This window comes from Ruegeria denitrificans (assembly GCF_001458295.1).
Taxonomy (GTDB): Bacteria; Pseudomonadota; Alphaproteobacteria; order Rhodobacterales; family Rhodobacteraceae; genus Ruegeria; species Ruegeria denitrificans.
Map to the genome: position 1 here is coordinate 188,731 of NZ_CYUD01000006.1, position 22,121 is coordinate 210,851.

Sequence of the window (22,121 nt, forward strand, 5' to 3'; positions counted from 1 at the left end):
TTAGCCCATCATCTGATAGCTGACAGGGACAAACCGAAACCCTTCGCCGCGGTTTTCAACAAAGCCAGCGGCTGGGAATGGCATATGATAGCCGATCATCGGCACCTTATCAGCGGCCAGCAGGCCCAGCACGTTGCGGCGGGAATCCGTTGCAGCCGCTTTGTCCATGTCGAACCGAATGGCCCATTCGGGGTGTGCGAAGGACCAGACATAGTGATTGGCCAGATCCGCTGTTAGAATAAGCCGCTGTCCGTTGCTTTCCAGATGATAAACGGTGTGACCCGGCGTGTGACCATAGGCAGCCATGGCAGTGATGCCCGAAGCCACCTCGCCACCGTCTTTAACAAAGGTCATCTTCTCGACCAACGGGGTGACTTTTGCAGCCACCAAATCACCTACACGGTTGCCCGCATCCTGCGCAGCCCAGAAATCGTACTCGGCCGCTGCGGTGATATAACGCGCATTCGGAAAGGTGGGCGCGTCATTGGTTGTCATGCCGCCAATATGGTCAGGATGCATATGTGTGATGACAACGACATCAATCTGATCCGGTGTTACGCCCGCATCTGCCAGTGCTGCCTGAATGCCACCCTGTCCCAGCCCGGTATCAAACAGAACCAGTTCCGATCCAGTATTGATCAGCGTCGGGGTAAAGTAGAATTGCGTCTTGTCTGGAGAAATAAAGTTTTCTTCGGAAACCTTCAGGAATTCCTCTTCCGGTGCATCGCCGCCGAAAATCTCTCGGGCGTCGTCGCGCGCGGCGGTACCGTCCAGCAGCGTTGTGACTGTGAAATCCCCAAGTTGGAATGATTTGGCGACAGTCGAATTGGCGTTGGCCGTGGATCCGGCGGCTAGAACGGGGGCGGCTGCGGACGCAAATGGCAGTGCTGCTGCGGCGCCGAGGGCCGCTCGGCGGGTCAATTTTATGGTCATTTTCGATCTCCCTGTCAGAATATCAGGTTTTTAGGTAGGGCGGTGAGGACCTGTGGCCACTCTATACACCCAAGACATGGGCTGCGCGGATGAACATTACGTGTTAATTTTTGTTCATGGCGCGATCTGAAAACAAAACCGCCCCCACCGACCAAAGCGTAGAAAGTTTCCTGTCGACGGTACAGCCGGTGCGGAAAGCTAATGACGTGCGGGAATTGGATGCAGTTTTCCGCAAAACCACGGGATTTAATCCGGTCATGTGGGGGCCGTCGATCGTGGGTTATGGCCGCTATCACTATCGCTATAAATCCGGGCGCGAGGGTGACTTTCTGGCCACCGGCTTTTCTCCACGAAAGTCCGCTCTGTCGATCTACATCATGCCCGGTTACGCGGATTTCGGGGATATCCTGTCGCGGCTAGGCAAGCACAAGCTGGGTAAATCCTGTCTTTATTTGAACAAGCTGGCGGATATTGATCTGGACGTTCTGGCCGAGCTGATCCGGGCTGGGTTGGCAGACCTTGATCAGCACTGGCCGGTGCAGCCGACCTGAACGCCTTTGCTGGACAAATGGGCCATCCTGTGACATGAGCCGCGCCAACAGGAGAACTCCATGACCACCACCCGTTTTGCCCCGTCGCCCACCGGTTATATCCATGTGGGTAACCTGCGCACCGCCCTGATGAACTATCTGATTGCTCGTAAGGCGGGCGGCACGTTTATCTTGCGCATTGACGACACCGATCCTGAGCGGTCGAAGGAAGAATATGTCGACGCCATCAAGCAGGATCTGGAATGGCTGGGCCTGCATTGGGACCGGGTCGAGCGTCAGTCCGACCGGCTGGATCGCTATGCCGAGGCCGCCGACAAACTGCGTGAAATGGACCGTTTCTATGAGGCGTTCGAAACGCCGACCGAGCTGGACCTAAAGCGCAAGAAACAGCTGAACATGGGCAAGCCGCCGGTCTATGACCGCGCTGCGCTGAACCTTTCGGAAGCCGAGAAAGAGGCGCTGCGGGCTGAACGTGGCAATGGCGTCTGGCGGTTCAAACTGGATCATGAGCGGATCGAGTGGACGGACGGTATTCTGGGCGACATCTCAATCGATGCGGCCTCGGTATCCGATCCGGTGTTGATCCGCGGTGATGGTCAGGTTCTCTATACGATTGCGTCGGTGGTGGACGATACTGAGATGGGCGTCACCGATGTGGTGCGCGGCTCGGACCACGTGACCAACACGGCGACACAGATTCAGATCATCGAGGCGTTGGGCGGAAATTGCCCGCGCTTTGCGCACCACTCACTGCTAACCGGTCCGCAAGGTGAGGCTTTGTCCAAGCGTCTAGGCACGCTGGCCCTGCGCGATCTGCGTGAACAGGGCGTGCAACCGATGGCTTTGCTGAGTCTGATGGCGCGTCTGGGATCGTCTGATCCGGTGGAACTGCGTTCGGACATGGCTGAGCTGATCGAAGGCTTTGATGTGAACCGGTTCGGAGCTGCACCAACCAAATTCGACGTGCAGGACCTTTTCCCACTGACGGCGAAGCACCTGCAATCTCTGCCGCTGGCGGATGTTGCAGACGCCGTTGCTGAAGCAGGCGTTCCGGCGGACCTCGCCGAGCCGTTCTGGACAATGGCGCGTGAAAACATCACCACGCTGGCCGATCTGAAAGGCTGGTGGGAGCTGTGCCGCGATGGCGCTGAACCTCTGATCGCGGATGAGGATCGTGAGTTCATCGCCGAGGCGGTCGCGTTGCTGCCTGAGGGGCCGTTCGATGGTGAAACATGGGGCGCCTGGACCAAAACTGTGAAAGAGGCCACGGGCCGCAAAGGCAAAGGCCTGTTCATGCCGCTGCGCAAGGCGCTGACCGGCATGGAGCGTGGGCCGGAAATGGCAACCCTGCTGCCTCTGCTGCAGGTAATCCGCGCGCGCGGCTGATCGCGGCAAAACTGGATTTGCTAAAGGCGGGGTCTGCGGCCCCCGCTTTTTTCTATGCGGTTTGGATGATTGGCGCGGACAGGCGATTGAGGCGGTCGTCCACAAACGCGGTTTCGGCCAACTTCAGTTGCTGATGGCGGGGGTATCGCGGCTCGGCTCGGTCGTTCAGGATCGGGGCGTCCCATCCGTCGGTTGTGGCAAAGAACCGATCCGCACCGTCCTCTCCGAAGGCACGCAGATAGCCCTGCACAACCACGTCGATATAGCTGAGCAGCAACGGGTGGCGGTTGCTGGGTTCGGTGTGACAGCCGTGTGGCACTGCATAAACGGCGATTTCGACGTCATGGGTCAGCAGGTGTGTTACCGCCTGCGTGGCAGGAACCCGATCATAGGCCCATTCCCGTTCATCCAGTGCTGCCCAGTCGTCTTTGGGGACATGGGCAATCATTCCTTCGATTTCGCAATCCGGGTCCGGTATTGCGGTCAGAAAGGCCACCGGGCGCAGGTCGGTATGCCGCCAGGCGCGCCGCCATCCTTTTAACCGGGCCGGGTGCGGATCGGGAAAATCGTGGGTCGAAAGGTTCACAAGGCTGCCATAGCCAAAGAAATAGGGGTCTGCCATGCGCCGTCATGTCCTTTTGAGCGATTGATGTATGTCAAACCGCTTTTTGGCCAGACATGCAATAAGGTCCCACCTTGAAATTTGGGAGGCCAACATGAGGATTACCAAACGGACAAATATTGCAGTGCGTGTTTTGATGTATTGTGCGGCGCATCAGGATCGATTGGTGACAAAGGCCGAGATTGCAGAAGTGTGCAACATCTCGGAAAACCATCTGGCGCAGGTGATCAACCAATTGAGCCAATTAAATTACCTGAGCACCCAGCGCGGCCGCAATGGCGGTATGGCGCTGGCACACCCGGCAGATGAAATTCGCATCGGGTCGGTTTTTCGTCATGTCGAGGGCAATGTACCGATTGCCGAGTGCTTTGCCGATGCCGACAACACATGCCCACTAACCGATGCCTGCCGGTTGCGGGTGGCTCTGCAGGACGCGGCCGAAGCGTTTTATGCCTCGCTGGATGATATTACACTGGACGCATTGGTCTGTGACAATGATCGGCTATTGCAGATCCTGCAACCTGTGGCTTGCACTCGTTAGTCGGTGGCTCGCAGGATACGGGCCGGGCGTACCGCCAAAGGGCGCAGGGCAAAGACAAGGCCCGCGCCCAGCGTCACGAGGATTCCGGCCAGCACGATTCCCAGGGCCGAGGTCCAGATGACCGTGAACCCGGTGTCAAAGATATAGGTGGCCACGGCCCAGCCTCCGAGAATTCCGGTCAGCAGAGCGACGACTCCGGCTGCGGCCCCTAACAAGATAGAACGCAGTGCAAAGCTGAACAGGATACGCCGCCGGTTCGCGCCCAACGTCTTGAGGATTGCGGATTCGTAGCGGCGTGCGGTTTCGCCCGCAGCGGCGGCTCCGATCAGAACCAGAAAGCCGGTCAGCAGGGACACACCCGCGCCATAAGATGTCGCTGCCGCCAACCCGGCCAACAAGCCCGAGACACGATCAATCGCATCACGTACCCGGATCGCGGTGATGTTAGGGTACTGCCCGGCCAGATCGCGCAAAATGGCGGCCTCAGCCTGTTCTTCGGCATAGACGGTGGCAATAAAACTGTGCGGGGCTCCGGCCAGCGCCGAAGGGTTCATCGCCATGATGAAGCCTATGCCAGCGGTTGAAAAGTCGACCTCGCGGAACGAGGTGATTTCGGCGGTGATATCCCGGCCAAGGATGTTCACGGTTACTTCGTCGCCCAGGGACAGGCCCATTTCCTCGGCTTCTTCCGCAGCGAAACTTACCTGCGGTGTCCCGGAATAGCTCTCGGGCCACCACTCACCTGCCGTGACACGGGTGTTTTGCGGCGGAGCGGCAGAATAGGTCACGCCCCTGTCGCCGTCCAGCACCCAGTGGTCACCGGCTACTTCGCGGGCGGGGCGGCCATTGATCTGCGTGATGATCCCCCGCAGCATCGGTGCACTTTCAATCCGAGTAACGGCGGGATCGGATTCCAGCCGTTCAGTAAAACCGGGCATCTGGTCTTTTTGAATGTCGACGAAGAAATAAGATGGCGCCACATCCGGCAGGTTGCCCGCGATTGCGTTGCGCAGAGTCCCGTCAATCTGGCCAACGGCGGCCAGTACCGAAAGCCCTAGCCCAAGAGACAGCACAACTGATGCCGCCCCTTCGCGCGGGTCCGAAATGGCCGACAAGGCCCATCGTAGGGTCGGGCGGCCACGCGCAGGGGCGGTGCCGATGCGGGCCAGTTTGCGGATTGCAAGCGCCGACAGAGACAGCAGAAGCAGCGCACCGACCAGCCCTGCGGCGGTCCAGAGGGTCAGGCGCGCCGAACCACTAAACCAGGATGCGGATGCAACCAGCAGTGCCAGTCCGATACCGGTTGCCAGAATGAAACCCACGCGGGGGAGGGCGCGGGCTGAAGACAACGCGTCGCGGAACAATGTTGCGGCGCGCACCTCTTCGGTACGGGCAAGGGGCCAGAGTGTGAATAGGAATGCTGTCAGAACCCCGTATAGCGCGGCTTCGGCCAGTGGGTGGGTATAAAGCGAGAAGACGGCCGGGACAGGCAGGCGGGCCTCGATCAACGGGGTCAGCAGAAGAGGGAGTAAACCGCCCAATACAATGCCCAAAAGAATGCCGATGCCGGACAAAATGCCGATCTGGATCATGTAGGTTTGAAAGATCGTCGCGCGATCCGCACCCAATGTGCGCAGGGTTGCGATGGTTTCGGTTTTTTGCCCCAGATAAGCCCGGACGGCGGCAGACACACCAATCCCGCCGACCGCAAGACCGGACAGTCCAACAAGAACCAGAAAAGCACTGAGGCGGGCGACAAATTCCGCAATCCCCGGAGCGCCATTACGCGCGTCAGTCCAACGCATGCCGTTGCCATCGAAATTTTGTCCCGCTGTGTCGGAAACAGTGGCAAGGTCGGTGCCGGGTGGCAAAGTCAGCCGATATTTGGTGGAAAACAATGTCCCCGGTGCCAACAAGCCCGACGCCTGTAAATCTTCGGTCCGTACCAGAGTGCGTGGCCCCAACCCGAACCCGTCGGCGGCCCCGTCCGGTTCATGGATCAGGGCGGCGGTCAGGACAAACTTTTGCGTGCCAAGGGCGAATCGGTCACCGACAGATAGGCCCAGTCGATCCATCAGCACCGGGTCCATGACTGCCCCGGGCAGGTCCTGAGCACCATCCAGAGCGGTGGGCAGGGATTGGTCTGGGTCCAGCACGGGTGTGCCCACCAATGGATAGGTTGCATCCACTGATTTCACCTGCGTCAGCGCACGCTGGGTATCCTCGCCTTGCTGGACCAAGGCCATCGAGCGGAAATCGACCACCTCGGACACAGCTGTCGCGGTCTGCTCCATCCAGGCACGCTCAGCCTCATTGGCGAAGCGATAGGTGAATTCCAATTGGGCATCGCCCCCCAGCAACGCGGCACCTTCCTGAGTTAACCCAGTCTGGATGGCTTGACGCACGGATCCGACGGCGGCGATGGCGGCGACACCCAGTGCTAGACAGGCCAGAAACACACGAAACCCGCGCACGCCTCCGCGCAGTTCGCGCCGCGCCAGACGACCAGCCAGGCGCAGACTCATTCCGCGGCCTCTTGCTGAATGTCTTCGGCAATCGTTCCGTCCCGCAACCGCACAACCCGGTCGCATTTGCGTGCCAGACTGTGGCTGTGGGTGACCAGAACCAGCGTTGCACCGTGTTTATCTCGCAGTCCAAACAGCAGATCGACAATGGCCGCGCCGGTCGCATCGTCCAGATTTCCCGTAGGTTCATCGGCCAACAGAATCTGAGGCCGCGGGGCCGACGCCCGGGCCAAAGCCACGCGTTGTTGCTCGCCCCCTGACAATTGCGCCGGGTAGTGATCGCGCCGATGCGACAGACCGACCGCCTCCAGTTCGGCCTCGGCGCGGTCGAACGCATCCCTGTGCCCGGCCAGTTCCAGCGGCGTGGCCACGTTTTCCAGCGCCGTCATAGTTGGGATCAGGTGAAAATTCTGGAACACCACCCCCATCGTGTCACACCGGAAACGAGCCAAAGCGTCTTCGTCCATGTCCGTCAGATCGTTGCCAAAGGCCGTGATCTTGCCAGACGTCGCCAGTTCCAGCCCACCCATCAGCATCAACAACGAGGATTTGCCCGACCCGGACGGTCCCACCAGCCCCAATGTCTCACCTTTTGTCACTGTCAGGGTTATGTCGTGCAAGATATTCACCCGTCCGGCATTGCCATCCAGTGACAAAGCGGCATCTTGAAGCGAAAGAACAGGTGTCGTCATAGAGTTTTCCAAACGTGGGCGGTCAAATGGGATATGGAGCGGTTCTGATGTTGCGCAAGGCTTTGATGTCGGTGCTGTTTATCTGCTGCGGCTTTGCTGCCACAGCCGAACAGGTGGTGATCGCAGCCTTAGGTGATTCCCTGACCCAAGGCTATGGGTTGCCGGAGCAGGACGGGTTTGTGCCGCAATTGGACCGGTGGTTGCAGGCGCAGGGCGTCGATGTACGCCTGATCAATGCGGGCGTGTCTGGCGATACCACAGCCGGAGGCGCCGCGCGTGTGGACTGGACGCTGACGCCGGAGGTGGACGGCATGATCGTGGCGCTGGGCGGCAACGATCTGCTGCGGGGGATTGACCCGGCAGTGTCACGCGCCAATCTTGAGGCAATCGTCAAAGCGGCTGATGGTTCGGAGGTCGATGTTTTGCTGGTTGGGATGCAAGCGCCGGGGAACTACGGGGCAGATTACAAAAAGGCGTTTGATGCAATCTATCCCGACCTGGCGACTGCGCATGAAACGGGCTATGCGCCCAGTTTCTTCGCCGGACTGACCGCCGGGGGCGATCCGGATGCTGCCCGCCGTTACATGCAATCAGATGGCATTCACCCGAACGCCGAAGGGGTGGCACTGATCGTTGAAAATCTGGGGCCTTACGTGCTGGAGCTTGTGAACGCCACACGTCAGTGATCAGACGACAGTGACCACGGTGCCGATGGGCACCCGCTCATACAGGTCGACTACATGTGAATTCAGCATTCGGATACAGCCATTCGACGCCGCCCGCCCGATGGTTTGCGGCTGGGTGGTGCCATGAATGCGGAAATAGGTGTCGATGCCGTTCTGGAACAAGTAAAGCGCCCGCGCACCCAGCGGGTTATCGTCTCCACCGGGCTGAACATAGTCATTGTCCTTGAATTTGGCATAGGTGACGGGTTCGCGTTCGATCATCTCGTCGGTTGGGCGCCAGGTTGGCCACACTTTCTTGACGTCGATCGTGGCGGTGCCGGTGAATTCCAGCCCGGCTTTGCCCACCCCACACCCATAGCGGATCGCCTTGCGCGGTTCGGTGACGTAATAGAGATAGAAGGACCGGGGAACGACAAGCAATTGGCCCGGAAGGAACTCTTTCTTGATCCGCACGAATTGCGGTGTGGGATCGTATTCGACAGCTTTTTGCTTTGTCAGTGCAGCACCGGGCACAAGGCCGGCGGCGGCAGATGCTGTCAGGAAAGTACGGCGTGTGAACATGGTTATTCTCATCAACAAAACAGAAAAATCTTGACCCTAATGTCGGAATGATAACCGATCTGGTCAATCGTCGCAGAGAAGTAACCTGATTGTGATGTAATCGCCGGGACACACCTGCGGATCGCAATTAATTGCAGGGGGTGTAGCCCGGCAAGGGAAAGGGCAGAGGAATGCTCTGCCCTTTCAGCGGCTTACGCCAGTTCGATGTTGTCGGCGCTTTCGCGGCCGTCACGACCCGAGCGCAGCTCGAACGTGACTTTCTGGTTGTCGGCCAGGCCGGTCAGACCCGAACGCTCAACGGCCGAGATATGTACGAAGATGTCTTTGCCACCATCCTCGGGTGCAATGAAGCCGTAGCCTTTGGTGGTATTGAACCATTTTACGGTGCCTGCGGGCATATCCGTTGTCTCCTGTTTAGTGCTGCCCACGGAGTTGCGGCAGCCCGGCGTCGTTGTCTGTATCGATAGACTGAGCGCCGTAGAAGGAGACAGTAGGTCGAAATAGAAAAACGTGTGCCCGCCAGATATGGCATTTGAACAAGCGCAGGGCAAGAGAAGGCTGCGGGTGTTATCTTTCAGTGGGTAAAAGCCTGCTCAGCGGTGTTTAGTCGGTAATCGGCAGGTCTTCCACGGTTCTTCTGAATTGTCTGGATGCAATAAAACACTTTGGCAATTGGTCGATCACGGCGTCGATCGGACCATAAACCCGATCTGCCGCCGCCATGAGGTCAGCCGGAATATTCTTGGGTGCACGTTCGCGCCGTTCAGGCGGGTTGAATTTCCATCCGGTGAACCGCGAGATCGTCTCTTTATGGTCCCAAATCGCATCGTAGTGCACACACAGCACCGGGACATCCTCGAAAGTTGCCCATTCCTTTACCTGTCGGGCCTGCTGCAGGACATCCCGTTCGAACAGTTCGTCATAAGTGCCGGTGGCGTGCAGGTGATGAAAGTGCAGATCAATCCACTCGTCGCCATATTTTTCCTTGGCGGTATAAACGGACAAGGCCGAGTCCTTGGTGGATCCAAAACAGAAGATGACTCGGGTATTTTCAGGCCACGAGGACAAGGTCTGAGGGAAGTCATGTGTCTTATAGACACACGGGGCCTGAAACGTGGCATCCTTCATTCGTGCAAAAAATGTAGCTTTTTTCCTGGCCTTTGGAACAGTACCCTCCATCGCCTCGATCAATGTCGTAAAGGTCAGCGTACTGCCGGACCGGCCGTTACTGGCGACGATTATGCAGGTTTCCGGCTGGCTCTGTGGTATGAGACGCGCGCGCAATGGCGCCAGCGCTTTACGTACGCTGCGCCGCCATTTTTTTGCACGGGTCTTCCACACATCAATCATCGCGCAAACTTTTTATGTTTTAGCCGTTTGGGCTCCAATGCATCCGGTCCCAGACGGCGCTTCTTGTCTTCTTCATAGTCCTCGAAGTTGCCCTCAAACCACTCTACATGGGCGTCGCCCTCAAAGGCCAGGATATGCGTGCAAATCCGGTCAAGGAAGAAACGGTCGTGGCTGATTACGACGGCGCAGCCGGCGAAATCGACCAGCGCATCTTCCAGGGCGCGCAGTGTTTCGACGTCCAGATCGTTGGTCGGTTCGTCGAGCAACAGGACGTTACCGCCCTCTTTCAGCAGGCGGGCCATGTGGACGCGGTTGCGTTCACCACCCGAGAGCAATGAGACCTTTTTCTGCTGATCTCCACCCTTGAAGTTGAAGGACGAGCAATAGGCGCGAGAATTGACCTGCGCGTCGCCCAGCTGGATGATCTCAGCGCCGCCGGTGATCGCCTCCCACACGGTTTCGTTGTCCTTGAGGTCGTCGCGGGACTGGTCGACATAGGACAGCTCGACTGTGTCGCCTAGCGTGATAGTGCCGCTGTCAGGCTGTTCCTGACCGGTCAGCATCTTGAATAGGGTCGATTTACCAGCACCGTTGGGGCCGATGACGCCGACGATGCCGCCAGGGGGTAAGGCAAAGTCGAGCTTTTCGATCAGTTGCTTGTCGCCCATGTGTTTGGCCAGACCTTCGACCTCGATCACCTTGCCGCCAAGGCGCTGGCCGTTGGGTATGACGATCTGGGCGCGGGTCAGCTTTTCGCGCTCGGACTGGTCTGCTAGCTCGTTATAGGCGTTGATCCGGGCCTTGGATTTGGCCTGACGGGCCTTCTGACCCTGACGCATCCATTCCAGTTCGCGCTGCAGGGTCTTCTGCTTGGACTTGTCCTCGCGTGCTTCCTGCTCCAGACGTTTGGCTTTTTGTTCCAGCCACGCGGAGTAGTTGCCCTCGTAAGGAATGCCGCGGCCGCGGTCGAGTTCGAGGATCCAGCCGGTAATGCTGTCCAGAAAGTACCGGTCGTGGGTGACGATCAGGATGGTGCCCTTGTAGTCGATCAAGTGCTGTTGCAGCCAGGCAATGGTCTCGGCGTCCAGGTGGTTGGTCGGTTCGTCGAGCAGCAGCATGTCTGGTGCTTCCAGCAGCAGTTTGCAGAGCGCTACGCGGCGTTTCTCACCCCCCGAGAGGTTGGCGATGTTGGCGTCGTCCGGCGGGCAGCGCAGCGCTTCCATCGAGACGTCGATCTGGCTGTCGAGGTCCCACAGGTTTTCCGCGTCGATGGCGTCCTGCAGGGTGGTCATTTCCTCCATCAGCTCGTCCGAATAATTCTCGGCGATCTCCATGGCAATTTCGTTGAACCGGTCGACCTTGGCCTTTTTCGCGGCGACGCCCAGCATGACATTCTCGCGGACAGACAGCGATTCATCCAGCTGCGGCTCCTGCGGCAGATAGCCGACCTTGGCGCCCTCGGCGGCCCATGCCTCACCCGAGAAATCTGTGTCGAGGCCCGCCATGATCTTCATCAGCGTCGATTTACCCGCGCCGTTGACGCCGACGACACCGATTTTCACGCCGGGCAGAAAGCTCAGGTGGATGTTTTCAAAGCATTTCTTGCCACCGGGATAGGTCTTTGAGACACCCTGCATGTGGTAGACATATTGATAGGCGGCCATGTCGCGTCCTTTGGGTCGGGGAAATCGGGTTGGGCGGTGTGATAGCGAAGGTTGCCGGGTGGGGCAATGCTGGTTCATCACTGATCGGGTTCAGCAACCATCAAGATGTGCTGGCGAAGCGTTCCAAGCAGGGAAATCAGATGTTGTTTGCTGCGTGCCATATCGCGCAGGCCAAGGGCAGCAGAGTTGAGATAATCGGCCAGACCGCCCGCCGTCAGACCGGCGGTGGCTATGGCAGTCGAATATGGTTCCAGAATCTCTGTGAGCGCTATGATTTTTTCTGCCTGAACACGTTCCAACTGCGCGCGACCTTCAGAGTTATGCCCTGAGATCATGTCTGCCGCTTCGGCGGATGCACGAATGATGTCGTAGGATGCGACGATTGCGTGTTCAAAATATGCGTCGAGTTTCTTTCCCAGATCATCCGTAAGCGACCACTGTTCGCGAATTTGGTTCAGGCCCTTGTCTGACTGAAATTTTATGGCGGCACAGAGGATATCAGTTTTGCTCGAGTAGACATTGTAGAGGGTTTGGCGCACCAGCCCGGCCTCATGCGCGATATCGTTCATGGTGGTTCGGCGAACCCCGAACCGCATAAAGCAACGGATCGCCGCACCAAGAATATTCTCGGAAGATGTACTCATGAGGCGACGTATTGACAAAAAATGCTTCATTGTCAATAAATGGACAAAAGGACAAAATATGTCGTTGTGAAAAAGGGGTCAGAGTATGTTTGTCGTGACTGTCGAAGTGGTTCTCAAGGAAGATGTGATAGAGGAGTTGCGCAGCGCTTTTCTAGCGATGGATAAAGCGTCCGCCGAAGAAGCGGGATGCATCAAGTACGTTTCGTCTGCCGATGTTCATGATCCGCGCATTATCCGAATTTACGAGGAATGGGAGTCGATGGATGCCTTGACGTTGCATTTTAAGACCCCGCACATGACCGAATTCCAGAAGGTATTTGCGAGTGTTGAGGCAAGTTCGATGCAGGCGAAGGTTTATGAAATTAGCCGAGAGTTGCCATTCCCCAACTGATTTGCCCTAAATGCCGGTTCAGGTTGCAGGGAGTTTCTTGTGTCGGTTTTGACTGAGTTAATCGCGGGATGGGCACAGCCCGGACGGGTCGAATGGATTGGTCTGCGGGTCGAGCGGCGGGGAGAGATGACCGTTGTGGATGAAGTATTGATCTCTGCCGATGGGTTGGAAGGTGACCGCAGCCGTGCAGGCAAACGGGCGGTAACTCTGATCCAGCAGGAGCATCTGGCGGCGATTGGGTCTTATCTGGGGCGCCGTTTGGTTGCGTCCGAAACTCTGCGCCGCAATTTGGTGGTGTCGGGGATAAATCTGGCGGCGCTTAAAGGGCGCGAAGTGCAGGTGGGGCAGGCCATTCTGCGCTTTAGCGTGATCTGCGCGCCCTGCAGCCGGATGGAGGAGGCGCTGGGCAAGGGCGGCTACTCCGCCGTGCGCGGGCATGGAGGTTGGTGCGCCGAGGTGGTGCGGCCCGGGCGGGTTCGGCTGGGTGATGCGGTGCAACCTGTTGATTGACAACGCCCCTCAGTTCTGAACATCAGCAATAGATGCAGCGAAGTACCATTCCATATGCAAGACCTGGACAGGTCGTTGGGTTGTTCGGTGGGTCTTTTGATCCACCGCATCAGGGGCATGTGCATGTCTCGCTTGAGGCGATGAAGGCGTTTGGGCTGGATCGGGTTTGGTGGCTGGTGTCTCCGGGCAATCCGTTAAAGGCGCGTGGCCCTGCCCCGCTAAAGCGGCGGATCATGGCCGCGCGAGAGGTCATGCAACACCCCAAGGTCGAGGTGACGGATATCGAGGCGCTGACCGGGACGCGGGCGACGGCGGATACGCTGGCGGCCTTGCAAAAGCTTTACCCGCAGGTTCGGTTCGTCTGGCTGATGGGCGCGGATAACCTTGCGCAGTTTCATCGCTGGAAGGATTGGCGACTGATCATGGATAGCGTGCCGGTGGGCGTGGTGGCACGGCCGGGGGATCGGATATCGGCGCGAATGTCGCCTGCGGCGCAGATTTATGCTCGGTATCGGATCGACGGTCAGGCGCGGCATTTGCTGGGACGGGCGCAGGCACCGGCGTGGTGTTTTGTGAACGTACCGATGGTCGATGTCAGCTCGACCGAAATCCGCACACGCGGCGGCTGGGATGGCGAGGTGTTGCCTGAATAGCCCCCATGCGGGCATAATCGCATTCAGTGGTTGTTTGCCTGTGATCTCTGGGATTTTAATTGACCCATGGTTGATCGTTTTTCGCGTCGTTTGTTTCTTGCGGGCCTAGGGGCCTCGATTGCATCGGGCTCAGCGCTGGCGGATGCTCCTGTTCAATCCTTGCGACCTCAGTTGCGGGGAGACCTGCCCAGCGGGGCTGAGCGCCTTATCCAGTCCGCCGGGTTGCGCGGAGAGGTTGTGTTCGCGGTTGCTGATGCAGAGACCGGTGTGCCGGTTGAGGCATTTGGCGGCGATCAGGGTCTGCCGCCCGCCAGTGTCGCCAAAGCACTGACTGCGCTTTATGCGCTGGATGTTCTGGGCGCGGATTATCGGTTCGAAACAACCTTGATGGCGGATGGGCCGATTGAGAATGGTGTATTGAACGGCGACCTGATCCTTGTCGGGAGCGGTGACCCTTTGCTGGACACCGATGATCTGGCCACGATGGCCGCCAACCTGCGCGAGGCCGGGATCACCGAGGTGCGCGGGGTCTTCAAGGTCTATGACGGGGCGTTGCCCTATGTTTTCAGTATTGATCCCGGACAGCCGGATCATCTGGGTTACAGCCCGGCTATTAGCGGAATCTCACTCAATTTCAATCGTGTGCATTTCGAGTGGAAACGCGCCGGTGCCAAATATGATGTAAGCATGGATGCGCGCACAGCCCGGTACACCCCATCTGTGGATATGGCATCGATGCGGGTGGAAAAGCGCAGCCTACCGATCTACACCTATCAGCCGAGTGCGCGGCAGGATCGCTGGACCGTTGCCCGGGGCGCGCTGGGCAGTGAGGGCGCGCGTTGGCTGCCCGTACGCAAACCAGCGCTCTATGCGGGAGATGTGTTTCGCACCTTGGCGCGGGCCAATGGCATCGTGCTGGGGCGCGTACAGATCACACGGCAGGCACTGAAAGGCAACGTTCTGGTGGTGCATCAGAGTGACCCGTTGCAGAGTATCCTTCGCGGTATGTTAAAATACTCGACCAACATAACGGCTGAAATGGTCGGCATGAAGGCTTCGAAAGCACGTGGGGCAGATATTCAGAGCCTCGCCGATTCCGCTGCGGAGATGAACCGCTGGGCGGCTGAGACCTATGGCGTGACCGGAATTGCGATGGTGGATCATTCGGGGCTGGGCGATGCATCGCGCGTAGCTCCCGCGGATTTTGTCACCGCGCTGGTGGCTGCGCGTAAAGATGGGGCGCTGCGGCCTCTGCTCAAGAAGTTTACCCTGCTGGACCGACAAGGGCGACCGGTCAAGGATCACCCGATTAGGGTGGACGCCAAGACCGGGACGTTGAATTTTGTGTCGGGGTTGGGCGGTTTCATGACCGCGCCAGATGGGTCAGAACTGGCCTTTGCCATCTTTACCGCCGATGTAGACCACCGTGCGACCATTCCCCGCGCGCTGCGCGAACGGCCGGATGGTGCGCGCAGTTGGAACAGCAGGTCACGCAAACTGCAACGCGCCTTGATCGAACGCTGGGGAATGTTACAGGGTAGCTAGGATCAGGTTGTGTGGCGCGCCCGTGCGCCGCGCTCGATTGCGGCGGCGTGCAGGCGGTCGATATTCAGCTCGTAGCGGATTTCCTCCAGCAGGCGCAGTTCAGTTTCCGCCAACGACCCGTCTGCGGCAGCCACATCGCAAGCCAGCGCATAAGCAGTTTCATTCAGTCGTTCGGGCAGGTTTTCGCGAATCAGGCCGAACAGGGCATCCAGCCCATCCTCTTGTTCGAACAGGTCGAACACGATCTGTGAAACCCGGCGTGTGCGGTCGATATCGTATTCTGCAAAGACGGGCAGCATGTTCACGGCTGTTTCGATCTTGACCAGTTCGGCCGTACGAATGGTTTCATCCGATGCAGAGATCGCGACCATGATCGCAACCAGGCAATCCTGTGGGGACATCGGGTGGGGTACTTGTTCGGTCATGGTGTCGTCCTGATTGGGCAATTCTGCGCTTGCACGATAGGAGGGCTGGCAGGCAGGTTCAACGGATTTTGATCCTGACCTGATCAGAGAATGGGCAGGGGGCCGCGTGTTTTGGTCTGACGCAGCACAAAATTGCTGCGCGTGTCGCGGACAAGGCCGGATTTCAGTAGCCGCTGCATGATGAAATGTTCAAGATCCTCGGGCGTCTTGGCATAGACCTTCAAGATAAAGTCGTGGTCCCCGGTGATCGAGGCGCATTCGACGATTTGCGACTCGGTTTCAACCAGTCGCAGGAATGAGGTGATGCTGTCCTCTTGATGATCGCGCAACGCGACGTGGACATAGGCGATGGCGTCCAGCCCGACCGACTTGGCCCGCACTTGTGCAATGTAGCCGGACACTACATCTGATGCCTCCAGATCACGCACACGCCGCCAGCATTGCGAGGCAGAAAGGCCGGTGCGATCAGCAAGCTCTTGCATCGACAGGCGGCCGTTGGTCTGTAGCTCTTGTAGGATGGCGATATCAGCCGTTTGGAGGATTTGTTTCAAAAAATATGACCTTTCGATAGATATTTACCAAAATACTAAAAATTTACGAGTTATCCAAATCAAAACCTTCAGTTCACATGGCTATACTTTTCCTGCGGAGGGAACGCAGATGCCAAAGTCGACCAAATACATCGCCAAGGTGGCCGATGAACGCGGCCATGTCGCTTATACGGAAGAAGAGGACGCCGTTTGGGGCGATCTCTATGCCGCGCAAGAAGAGAATGTGCAGCGCTATATGGCGCAAGACTATCTTGAAGGGTTGAAAAGGCTGGAACTGCCGAAAACCCGCGTACCCTCCTGCGCCGATATCTCGGAACGGCTTTTGGACATGACCGGCTGGCGGGTTCAGCCCGTGCCAGCGTTGATCGGGTTCAAGACCTTCTTTGGCATGCTGGCGGACCGGGTGTTTCCTGCCGCATCCTTTATCCGGTCGCGCGAGGATTTCGATTACATCGAAGAACCCGACATCTTTCATGAAATTTTCGGCCATACCCCGTTGCTGAGTGATCCGCGCTTTGCAGCGTTTAGCCATGCCATTGGCAAGGCGGGGGTGCAGGCCAGTGACAAGGATTATGCCTGGCTGATCCGGCTGTACTGGTTCTCGATCGAATTTGGTCTGCGTCGTCAGGATGGTGAGATCAAGGCTTTGGGGTCGGGGCTGGCGTCCTCGCCGACGGAACTGGTCTATGCCGTGGAAAGCGACATTCCCGACCGCGATCCGTTTGATGTGCTGACAATCCTGCGCACGCCCTATCGGATCGACATGCACCAGATGGGATATTTCGTGTTAAACTCACCCGAGGAACTATTTGCTGCCGCCGACCGCGACCTGCTGGCAGATGTTCATCAGGCGCAAACTCTCGGTTTGTTGCCAAACAAGTTCCCGGAAAAAGCAACCGCAGCGGAGTGAACGGATCATGACACTATCAGGAGAAACTTGCAGCTTATCGGACAAAACCTGTGTGCCCTGTTCCGGCGGTGTGCCAGCTTTGACGCGGGATGAGGCGAACACTCACATGGCTGAGCTTTCGTCTGATTGGAAACTGGACGCGGATGCGAAAGAACTGTGCCGTCACTACCAGTTCAAAGGGTTTGCCAAGGCGACCTACCTGGCCAATCTGTGCGCGTGGCTCGCCGACCAGCAAGGACACCACCCGGATGTCAGTTTTGGTTGGGGTTATGTGGATGTCAGACTGACCACACATGAAATTGGTGGTCTAAGCGAGAATGATTTTATCTGGGCGGCCAAATTGGACCAGTTGACCGTATAGATCAGCCTTCCATACAGGAAAAACCCAGCGCTTTATTGACTCATGCTGCACCGGCACAATAGGAGGGTCCGGTCGGTTGCATGGGGTGACCGGCGCTGATTTTCCCGATGGAGCTTGTCAAAAAATGTCTGAACTGCGTGAAACCGCGATTGCGTCTAAGGCCTGGCCTTTCGAAGAGGCGCGCCGGGTACTCAAACGCTATCAGAAAGCGGCTCCGGAAAAGGGTTACGTGCTGTTTCAAACTGGCTATGGCCCCTCGGGTCTGCCGCATATCGGGACGTTTGGTGAGGTCGCGCGGACGTCGATGGTGCGCCATGCCTTTGAGCAGATTAGTGACATCCCGACCAAGTTGATCTGTTTCTCGGACGATATGGACGGTTTTCGAAAGGTGCCGACGAATGTGCCGATGCAGGAAGAACTGAAAGAAGACCTGCATCTGCCGCTGACCAAAGTGCGTGATCCTTTTGGCACTCATGCCGGATTTGCCCAGCATAACAACGCTATGCTGTGCGATTTCTTGGACAGTTTCGGGTTCGAGTACGAATTCGCCTCGGCCACTGATTACTACACCAGTGGCAAGTTCGATGAGATGCTGCTGATCGCGCTGGAGCGGTTCGACAAGATTCAAGAGATAATGCTGCCGACCCTCGGGCCGGAACGACGTGAGACCTATTCTTGCTTCCTGCCGATCAGCCCGAAGACCGGCCACGTGCTGCAAGTACCAACACTGGAACGCAACCTGGCCAAGGGCACGATCGTTTATCAGGAGCCCGATGGCGAGAAGGTCGAAATCCCGGTCACCGGCGGCAACGTTAAGATGCAGTGGAAGCCGGACTGGGCAATGCGCTGGGCCGCGCTGGGCGTCGATTACGAGATGTCGGGCAAGGACCTGATCGACTCGGTCACGCAATCGTCGAAAATCTGCCGGGCGCTGGGCAAGCAGCCGCCCGAGGCGCTGAGCTATGAGTTGTTCAATGATGAGGACGGGCAGAAGATTTCCAAATCGAAAGGCAACGGCCTGTCGATGGAAGAGTGGCTGACCTATGCCGCGCCCGAGAGTCTGTCCTACTTCATGTATCAAAAGCCCAAGACGGCCAAACGTCTGTACTTTGACGTTATTCCGAAAGCAGTGGATGAGTATCACCAGCAATTGCGGGCCTATCCGGGGCAAGAGCTGAAGGCGCAGTTGAACAACCCCGTCTGGCATATCCACGGCGGTAACGTTCCCGCATCCACGCTGATGGTGCCGTTTGCGATGCTGTTGAACCTGGCGTCCGTATCGGGGGCCGAGGACAAAGAGGCGCTGTGGGGCTTTATCCGACGCTATGCGCCAGAGGCGACCGCCGAGACGCATCCGGATCTGGATCTGGCTGCTGGATTTGCCGTGCGCTACTTCAACGATTTCGTCAAACCAACCCGTCAGCACCGCGCCCCGACGGATCAGGAACGCGAAGCGCTAGAGGCACTGAAAACTGCATTGGAAGCCTATGACGGCCCCATTGAGGACGAGGCGCTGCAATCGGTGGTCTATTCCATCGGGCGCGAGCGGTTTGATCCGATGCGCGGTTGGTTCACCGCGCTCTATGAGGTGCTGCTGGGCGCTTCGCAGGGCCCGCGTTTTGGCGGCTTTATCGCGTTGTACGGCGTGCCCGAGACGATCGCTCTGATCGAAAAGGCGCTGGCCGGAGAGCTGGTCTGATTTGACCTGATACCGCGTGGGGCTACTCTTTCAACAGGAGGTGGCCCCATGCGTCATTTACTGCTTGCTTTATCTCTCAGCGCCGGTCTGGCCTCGGGTGCGTTTGCCCAGAGCGATGAGATCGAGGCAAATATCGCGGCGCAAATAAAGGCGTTTGAGGCGGATGATTTTGCCACCGCCTTTACCTTTGCCAGTCCCAACATCCAGCGTCTGTTCCAGACGCCTGAGAACTTCGGTGTCATGGTCAAACGCGGCTATCCGATGGTTTGGCGACCGGCGGAGGTTCAGTTTCTGGAGCTTCGCGAAGTGGCCGGAGCGTTGTGGCAGAAAGTCATGATCATCGATGGCGCGGGTCGGGTCCACATATTGGACTATCAGATGGTGCAGATGGAAAACGGATGGAAGATCAATGGCGTACAGCTGCTGGGAAATTCTGATCCGGCGGCTTGACGCAACACCACCGTCACGGTGACATGAGCGGCGGTTAATCCCTTTTCGGTACTCAGAGTTTTGCGTTCGGGGCGCGTGTCTCCGGGCACTGGGTTTATGCGCGGGACGGGTTGCCGTCAGCGCGATTGGGAAAGGGATTTCTATGAACAAGGCAATCACCGACGGCATCGTGTTCATGCCACCTGCTTTCGCGAATGGTCTGAACGTGTGGTCCAGTGGCGACGGAACACCCGGTACGCCAACCTATGCCGGTTCGGGCACCGGTGCGTTTGTTCCGGCCGATGCGGATTTTGCCGGTTGTCTGGAGATTCTAAAAGTCAGCACCACGCAGCGATTGCGCTATATGGGGCAGACGCCGCTGTTGCCGGGCTGCTACCTGCAGATCAAAGCGCGGGTTAAAGCCATCAGCGGTCCGTTGCCCACGGTGCGTATCGCCGGATGGGCCGGGGGGGGCGGAGACGTGCAGGTTACCGGTGTGGTCGAGCAAGGCCCCGCCACGCAGCTTTCAGATTATGGGACAGTGCATGAGATCACCGCCATTGTCGGCACAGGCCAGCGGCCTGGCGTGGATATGCCATGGGGCGTTCAAGCGCTGTATGGGCATTTTGGTCTGGATATCGACGGCGCGAACGGATCGGTGATCCGTGTTGATGACATCAAGATCACGGATGTCACAAGCGTGTTTTTGCGCAATCTGATCAGTTTGGTCGATGTGCGTGATTTCGGAGCAATCGGGGATGGCGTGACGGATGACTCGGCCGCGTTTGAGGCGGCGGATCAAGCAGCTAACGGACGTTGTATTTTCGTGCCCGAGGGGACCTATTTACTGGCACAGAACACGTCGATTGCATCCGAGATTGATTTCGAAGGCACCGTTACGATGCCCGATGACAAGATGTTGTTGCTGACCAAGAATTTCGACTTGCCGACATATATCAACGCGCTCGGCGATGAAATGCTGGCCTTTAAAAAGGCATTTCAGGCTTTGCTGAACAATTCTGACCATGAATCGCTGGACATGGGCGGGCGCAAGGTATCGGTCACAGAGCCTATAGATATGGCTGCCGCAGTTCCGAATCGACAAACAGGGTTTTCGACCCGCCGTATCATTCGGAATGGACAGTTTGACGTCAAAAGTAGCTCGGCTTGGGATACCGAGACCTTTACGTCGGTTGCGACCTACAACACGAACGATCCCACACGTCTGGTGAATGTGGCGAACGTGGCCAATATTCCGGTTGGTTCGCTGGTACAGGGCAGTGGGGTTGGGCGCGAAATCTATGTGCGTTCGAAAAACGAAGGCGCGGGTGAAATCACGCTGAACGCACCACTTTATGATGCTGCAGGTACACAGACTTTCACGTTCGTGTCTTTCAAGTACCTGCTGGATTTCAGCGGATTTAGCACGTTGCGCAAGTTCGGGATGGAACAGATCGAATTTCAGTGCAACGGTCGCAGCAGTGCCATCCGTCTGGCCCCATCAGGTAGTACCTTCGCCTTGGCGAACTGTTTCGTCAGCCGTCCCAAGGATCGCGGGATCACATCGATTGGAACCGGCTGTCAAGGCATGCTGATCGACACCTGCCAGTTCCAGTCCACCGAAGAATCCTTCAACGTTCCGGATCGCTCGTCAATCGCGCTGAACGCGACGGCCAACGACGTGAAACTGCGCCACAATCGGGCCGTGCGCTTTCGCCATTTTGCGGTTCTGGGTGGAACCAACAACATGATCCTTGGCAATCACTTTTTTCAGGGTGACGGCATTCCGCAAGGTGTTCGCAGCGCCGGCTTGGTCATGATCGGAACCTATAACAGCTCGACCATCTCGGGGAATTATGTCGACAACTGCTCGATCCTGTGGACTAACGAACGGGATGCAAATCCGGTCTACACGAGCGGCTTCTCCTTCAGTTCGATGGCTATAACCGACAATATCTTTTATTCAAGTGAGCCAGCACCCTGGTTCACCTATCTCACTATTCGCCCTTATGGCGCCGGGCACTTTCTGAACGGGGTGATCGTAACTGGGAATAAGTTCCGCTCGACAAGCGGCGGTATCACGCGGGCGGAACGCGTAGATACGTCTTTTGCCAGCATGAATAATTTTGCCCACCGGAATGTGAAGTTTGAAAATAATACGTTTCACGGCGTGGATCAAAAAGTTGCGAACCCACTTAGGGTTACACATACGCAGGGGTCCGCGGCCCAAGCCTGGTCTGTCCAGACTGCAGGAGAGTTGCCCTTTGGGGGGTTTGCCCGCAGTTGCGATGCGGTCACTGCTCTGGGACCTTTAAGGAATACCTTTGGTGCCGTGACCTATGCCACCCCATATGTGCAGTTAGAGCAAGGCGCGTCAAAAAACGAGATCACCTTACGGTGGCCCTCAGCGGTGCGCGGAGAAGTCTCGACCCTCATTCGAATGGAAAGCTAACGAGTCGAATGGTCGCCCTTTTCCAGGGCGGCCATTTCTC

General features: G+C 57.6%; 24 protein-coding genes. 13 read left to right on the forward strand and 11 right to left on the reverse strand.

The features are described 5' to 3' along the window. Nucleotides 1-933: an MBL fold metallo-hydrolase gene (locus tag RUE5091_RS11035; RefSeq protein WP_058281971.1), complete on the reverse strand. Its 933-nt coding sequence runs from the start codon at nt 931-933 to the stop codon at nt 1-3. Nucleotides 934-1,049: 116 nt separating this feature from the next. Between RUE5091_RS11035 and RUE5091_RS11040 the strand changes: the two genes are divergently transcribed. Together RUE5091_RS11040 and gltX are read left to right on the forward strand one after the other, a co-directional pair. Then, complete coding sequence (locus tag RUE5091_RS11040; RefSeq protein ID WP_058281972.1) at nt 1,050-1,484, forward strand: DUF1801 domain-containing protein; 435 nt, start codon at nt 1,050-1,052, stop codon at nt 1,482-1,484. A 60-nt stretch (nt 1,485-1,544) separates the two neighbouring features. Beyond that, entirely contained in the window at nt 1,545-2,870 is a 1,326-nt protein-coding gene (gene gltX, locus RUE5091_RS11045; protein WP_058281973.1) for a glutamate--tRNA ligase, read from the forward strand. Between the two features lie 52 nt (nt 2,871-2,922). On the opposite strand, the gene RUE5091_RS11050 is transcribed toward gltX, so the two are convergent. Next, nucleotides 2,923-3,492 carry a gamma-glutamylcyclotransferase family protein gene (locus tag RUE5091_RS11050; protein WP_058281974.1) on the reverse strand — a complete coding sequence of 190 codons (570 nt, stop codon included), beginning with the start codon at nt 3,490-3,492 and terminating at the stop codon, nt 2,923-2,925. A 94-nt stretch (nt 3,493-3,586) separates the two neighbouring features. On the opposite strand from RUE5091_RS11050, the gene RUE5091_RS11055 reads away from it, so the two are divergent. Continuing rightward, nucleotides 3,587-4,033, forward strand: a complete 447-nt coding sequence (locus tag RUE5091_RS11055) for an RrF2 family transcriptional regulator (protein ID WP_058281975.1) — start codon at nt 3,587-3,589, stop codon at nt 4,031-4,033. Here the strand turns inward: RUE5091_RS11055 and RUE5091_RS11060 are convergent. Beyond that, complete coding sequence (locus RUE5091_RS11060) at nt 4,030-6,558, reverse strand: ABC transporter permease (protein ID WP_058281976.1); 2,529 nt, start codon at nt 6,556-6,558, stop codon at nt 4,030-4,032. The two genes, RUE5091_RS11055 and RUE5091_RS11060, sit on opposite strands and share 4 nt — an antisense overlap. Further along, nucleotides 6,555-7,250, reverse strand: coding sequence for an ABC transporter ATP-binding protein (locus RUE5091_RS11065; protein WP_058281977.1), 696 nt, complete (start codon nt 7,248-7,250; stop codon nt 6,555-6,557). Before RUE5091_RS11065 ends, RUE5091_RS11060 begins: the two co-directional genes overlap by 4 nt. 26 nt (nt 7,251-7,276) lie before the next feature. Here RUE5091_RS11065 and RUE5091_RS11070 point away from each other — a divergent pair, with 26 nt between their 5' ends. Next, the gene (locus tag RUE5091_RS11070; protein WP_207383730.1) at nt 7,277-7,936 is read left to right on the forward strand and encodes an arylesterase; all 660 of its coding nucleotides are present in this window, start codon (nt 7,277-7,279) and stop codon (nt 7,934-7,936) included. On the opposite strand, the gene RUE5091_RS11075 is transcribed toward RUE5091_RS11070, so the two are convergent. The 5 genes from RUE5091_RS11075 to RUE5091_RS11095 form a co-directional block, all read right to left on the reverse strand. Next, on the reverse strand, nt 7,937-8,497 hold the full coding sequence (locus RUE5091_RS11075) for a L,D-transpeptidase (protein ID WP_058281978.1): 561 nt from the start codon (nt 8,495-8,497) through the stop codon (nt 7,937-7,939). Between the two features lie 191 nt (nt 8,498-8,688). Next, complete coding sequence (locus tag RUE5091_RS11080) at nt 8,689-8,895, reverse strand: cold-shock protein (RefSeq protein ID WP_058281979.1); 207 nt, start codon at nt 8,893-8,895, stop codon at nt 8,689-8,691. Between the two features lie 205 nt (nt 8,896-9,100). Then, the gene (locus RUE5091_RS11085; RefSeq protein WP_058281980.1) at nt 9,101-9,847 is read right to left on the reverse strand and encodes a hypothetical protein; all 747 of its coding nucleotides are present in this window, start codon (nt 9,845-9,847) and stop codon (nt 9,101-9,103) included. Next, nucleotides 9,844-11,511 carry an energy-dependent translational throttle protein EttA gene (gene ettA, locus RUE5091_RS11090; protein ID WP_058281981.1) on the reverse strand — a complete coding sequence of 556 codons (1,668 nt, stop codon included), beginning with the start codon at nt 11,509-11,511 and terminating at the stop codon, nt 9,844-9,846. The genes RUE5091_RS11085 and ettA overlap by 4 nt, the downstream gene beginning before the upstream one ends. Nucleotides 11,512-11,588: 77 nt before the next feature. After that, the gene (locus RUE5091_RS11095) at nt 11,589-12,155 is read right to left on the reverse strand and encodes a TetR/AcrR family transcriptional regulator (protein ID WP_165590766.1); all 567 of its coding nucleotides are present in this window, start codon (nt 12,153-12,155) and stop codon (nt 11,589-11,591) included. A gap of 85 nt (nt 12,156-12,240) precedes the next feature. Here RUE5091_RS11095 and RUE5091_RS11100 point away from each other — a divergent pair, with 85 nt between their 5' ends. The 4 genes from RUE5091_RS11100 to dacB all read left to right on the forward strand — a co-directional run bounded on the left by RUE5091_RS11100 (nt 12,241) and on the right by dacB (nt 15,254). Beyond that, complete coding sequence (locus tag RUE5091_RS11100; protein WP_058281983.1) at nt 12,241-12,546, forward strand: putative quinol monooxygenase; 306 nt, start codon at nt 12,241-12,243, stop codon at nt 12,544-12,546. Between the two features lie 39 nt (nt 12,547-12,585). Further along, nucleotides 12,586-13,056 (forward strand): MOSC domain-containing protein, encoded by a 471-nt coding sequence (locus tag RUE5091_RS11105; protein ID WP_058281984.1) that lies wholly within the window; start codon nt 12,586-12,588, stop codon nt 13,054-13,056. A gap of 32 nt (nt 13,057-13,088) precedes the next feature. Next, nucleotides 13,089-13,709, forward strand: coding sequence for a nicotinate-nucleotide adenylyltransferase (locus RUE5091_RS11110; protein WP_058281985.1), 621 nt, complete (start codon nt 13,089-13,091; stop codon nt 13,707-13,709). A 66-nt stretch (nt 13,710-13,775) separates the two neighbouring features. After that, the gene (gene dacB / locus RUE5091_RS11115) at nt 13,776-15,254 is read left to right on the forward strand and encodes a D-alanyl-D-alanine carboxypeptidase/D-alanyl-D-alanine endopeptidase (protein ID WP_058281986.1); all 1,479 of its coding nucleotides are present in this window, start codon (nt 13,776-13,778) and stop codon (nt 15,252-15,254) included. Nucleotides 15,255-15,256: 2 nt separating this feature from the next. Here the strand turns inward: dacB and RUE5091_RS11120 are convergent, their stop codons facing one another. Together RUE5091_RS11120 and RUE5091_RS11125 are read right to left on the reverse strand one after the other, a co-directional pair. Further along, complete coding sequence (locus RUE5091_RS11120; RefSeq protein WP_058281987.1) at nt 15,257-15,679, reverse strand: tellurite resistance TerB family protein; 423 nt, start codon at nt 15,677-15,679, stop codon at nt 15,257-15,259. An 83-nt stretch (nt 15,680-15,762) separates the two neighbouring features. Continuing rightward, on the reverse strand, nt 15,763-16,230 hold the full coding sequence (locus RUE5091_RS11125; protein ID WP_243470763.1) for an Lrp/AsnC family transcriptional regulator: 468 nt from the start codon (nt 16,228-16,230) through the stop codon (nt 15,763-15,765). A 109-nt stretch (nt 16,231-16,339) separates the two neighbouring features. Here RUE5091_RS11125 and phhA point away from each other — a divergent pair, with 109 nt between their 5' ends. From phhA to RUE5091_RS11150, 5 genes are all read left to right on the forward strand, one after another. After that, nucleotides 16,340-17,140, forward strand: a complete 801-nt coding sequence (gene phhA / locus RUE5091_RS11130) for a phenylalanine 4-monooxygenase (protein WP_058281988.1) — start codon at nt 16,340-16,342, stop codon at nt 17,138-17,140. A 7-nt stretch (nt 17,141-17,147) separates the two neighbouring features. Next, entirely contained in the window at nt 17,148-17,501 is a 354-nt protein-coding gene (locus RUE5091_RS11135; RefSeq protein ID WP_058281989.1) for a 4a-hydroxytetrahydrobiopterin dehydratase, read from the forward strand. Between the two features lie 124 nt (nt 17,502-17,625). Next, nucleotides 17,626-19,200 (forward strand): lysine--tRNA ligase, encoded by a 1,575-nt coding sequence (locus RUE5091_RS11140; RefSeq protein WP_058281990.1) that lies wholly within the window; start codon nt 17,626-17,628, stop codon nt 19,198-19,200. 48 nt (nt 19,201-19,248) lie between these two features. Beyond that, a complete protein-coding gene (locus RUE5091_RS11145; RefSeq protein ID WP_058281991.1) occupies nt 19,249-19,650 on the forward strand; it encodes a DUF4864 domain-containing protein in 402 nt (133 codons plus the stop codon). Between the two features lie 142 nt (nt 19,651-19,792). Beyond that, nucleotides 19,793-22,081 (forward strand): glycosyl hydrolase family 28-related protein, encoded by a 2,289-nt coding sequence (locus tag RUE5091_RS11150; protein WP_058281992.1) that lies wholly within the window; start codon nt 19,793-19,795, stop codon nt 22,079-22,081. The last annotated feature ends 40 nt before the right edge of the window (nt 22,082-22,121 follow it).

Excerpts from the sequence above, each read along its gene's own strand:
- RUE5091_RS11085 (WP_058281980.1), bottom strand. The coding sequence starts at position 9,847 with ATGATTGATGTGTGGAAGACCCGTGCAAAAAAATGGCGGCGCAGCGTA.
- RUE5091_RS11040 (WP_058281972.1), top strand. The coding sequence starts at position 1,050 with ATGGCGCGATCTGAAAACAAAACCGCCCCCACCGACCAAAGCGTAGAA.
- RUE5091_RS11065 (WP_058281977.1), bottom strand. The coding sequence starts at position 7,250 with ATGACGACACCTGTTCTTTCGCTTCAAGATGCCGCTTTGTCACTGGAT.
- RUE5091_RS11135 (WP_058281989.1), top strand. The coding sequence starts at position 17,148 with ATGACACTATCAGGAGAAACTTGCAGCTTATCGGACAAAACCTGTGTG.
- dacB (WP_058281986.1), top strand. The coding sequence starts at position 13,776 with ATGGTTGATCGTTTTTCGCGTCGTTTGTTTCTTGCGGGCCTAGGGGCC.
- RUE5091_RS11100 (WP_058281983.1), top strand. The coding sequence starts at position 12,241 with ATGTTTGTCGTGACTGTCGAAGTGGTTCTCAAGGAAGATGTGATAGAG.
- RUE5091_RS11080 (WP_058281979.1), bottom strand. The coding sequence starts at position 8,895 with ATGCCCGCAGGCACCGTAAAATGGTTCAATACCACCAAAGGCTACGGC.
- RUE5091_RS11095 (WP_165590766.1), bottom strand. The coding sequence starts at position 12,155 with ATGAGTACATCTTCCGAGAATATTCTTGGTGCGGCGATCCGTTGCTTT.
- RUE5091_RS11140 (WP_058281990.1), top strand. The coding sequence starts at position 17,626 with ATGTCTGAACTGCGTGAAACCGCGATTGCGTCTAAGGCCTGGCCTTTC.
- RUE5091_RS11145 (WP_058281991.1), top strand. The coding sequence starts at position 19,249 with ATGCGTCATTTACTGCTTGCTTTATCTCTCAGCGCCGGTCTGGCCTCG.
- RUE5091_RS11060 (WP_058281976.1), bottom strand. The coding sequence starts at position 6,558 with ATGAGTCTGCGCCTGGCTGGTCGTCTGGCGCGGCGCGAACTGCGCGGA.
- ettA (WP_058281981.1), bottom strand. The coding sequence starts at position 11,511 with ATGGCCGCCTATCAATATGTCTACCACATGCAGGGTGTCTCAAAGACC.
- RUE5091_RS11110 (WP_058281985.1), top strand. The coding sequence starts at position 13,089 with ATGCAGCGAAGTACCATTCCATATGCAAGACCTGGACAGGTCGTTGGG.
- RUE5091_RS11070 (WP_207383730.1), top strand. The coding sequence starts at position 7,277 with ATGGGATATGGAGCGGTTCTGATGTTGCGCAAGGCTTTGATGTCGGTG.
- RUE5091_RS11055 (WP_058281975.1), top strand. The coding sequence starts at position 3,587 with ATGAGGATTACCAAACGGACAAATATTGCAGTGCGTGTTTTGATGTAT.
- gltX (WP_058281973.1), top strand. The coding sequence starts at position 1,545 with ATGACCACCACCCGTTTTGCCCCGTCGCCCACCGGTTATATCCATGTG.
- RUE5091_RS11150 (WP_058281992.1), top strand. The coding sequence starts at position 19,793 with ATGAACAAGGCAATCACCGACGGCATCGTGTTCATGCCACCTGCTTTC.
- RUE5091_RS11120 (WP_058281987.1), bottom strand. The coding sequence starts at position 15,679 with ATGACCGAACAAGTACCCCACCCGATGTCCCCACAGGATTGCCTGGTT.
- RUE5091_RS11050 (WP_058281974.1), bottom strand. The coding sequence starts at position 3,492 with ATGGCAGACCCCTATTTCTTTGGCTATGGCAGCCTTGTGAACCTTTCG.
- phhA (WP_058281988.1), top strand. The coding sequence starts at position 16,340 with ATGCCAAAGTCGACCAAATACATCGCCAAGGTGGCCGATGAACGCGGC.
- RUE5091_RS11075 (WP_058281978.1), bottom strand. The coding sequence starts at position 8,497 with ATGTTCACACGCCGTACTTTCCTGACAGCATCTGCCGCCGCCGGCCTT.
- RUE5091_RS11035 (WP_058281971.1), bottom strand. The coding sequence starts at position 933 with ATGACCATAAAATTGACCCGCCGAGCGGCCCTCGGCGCCGCAGCAGCA.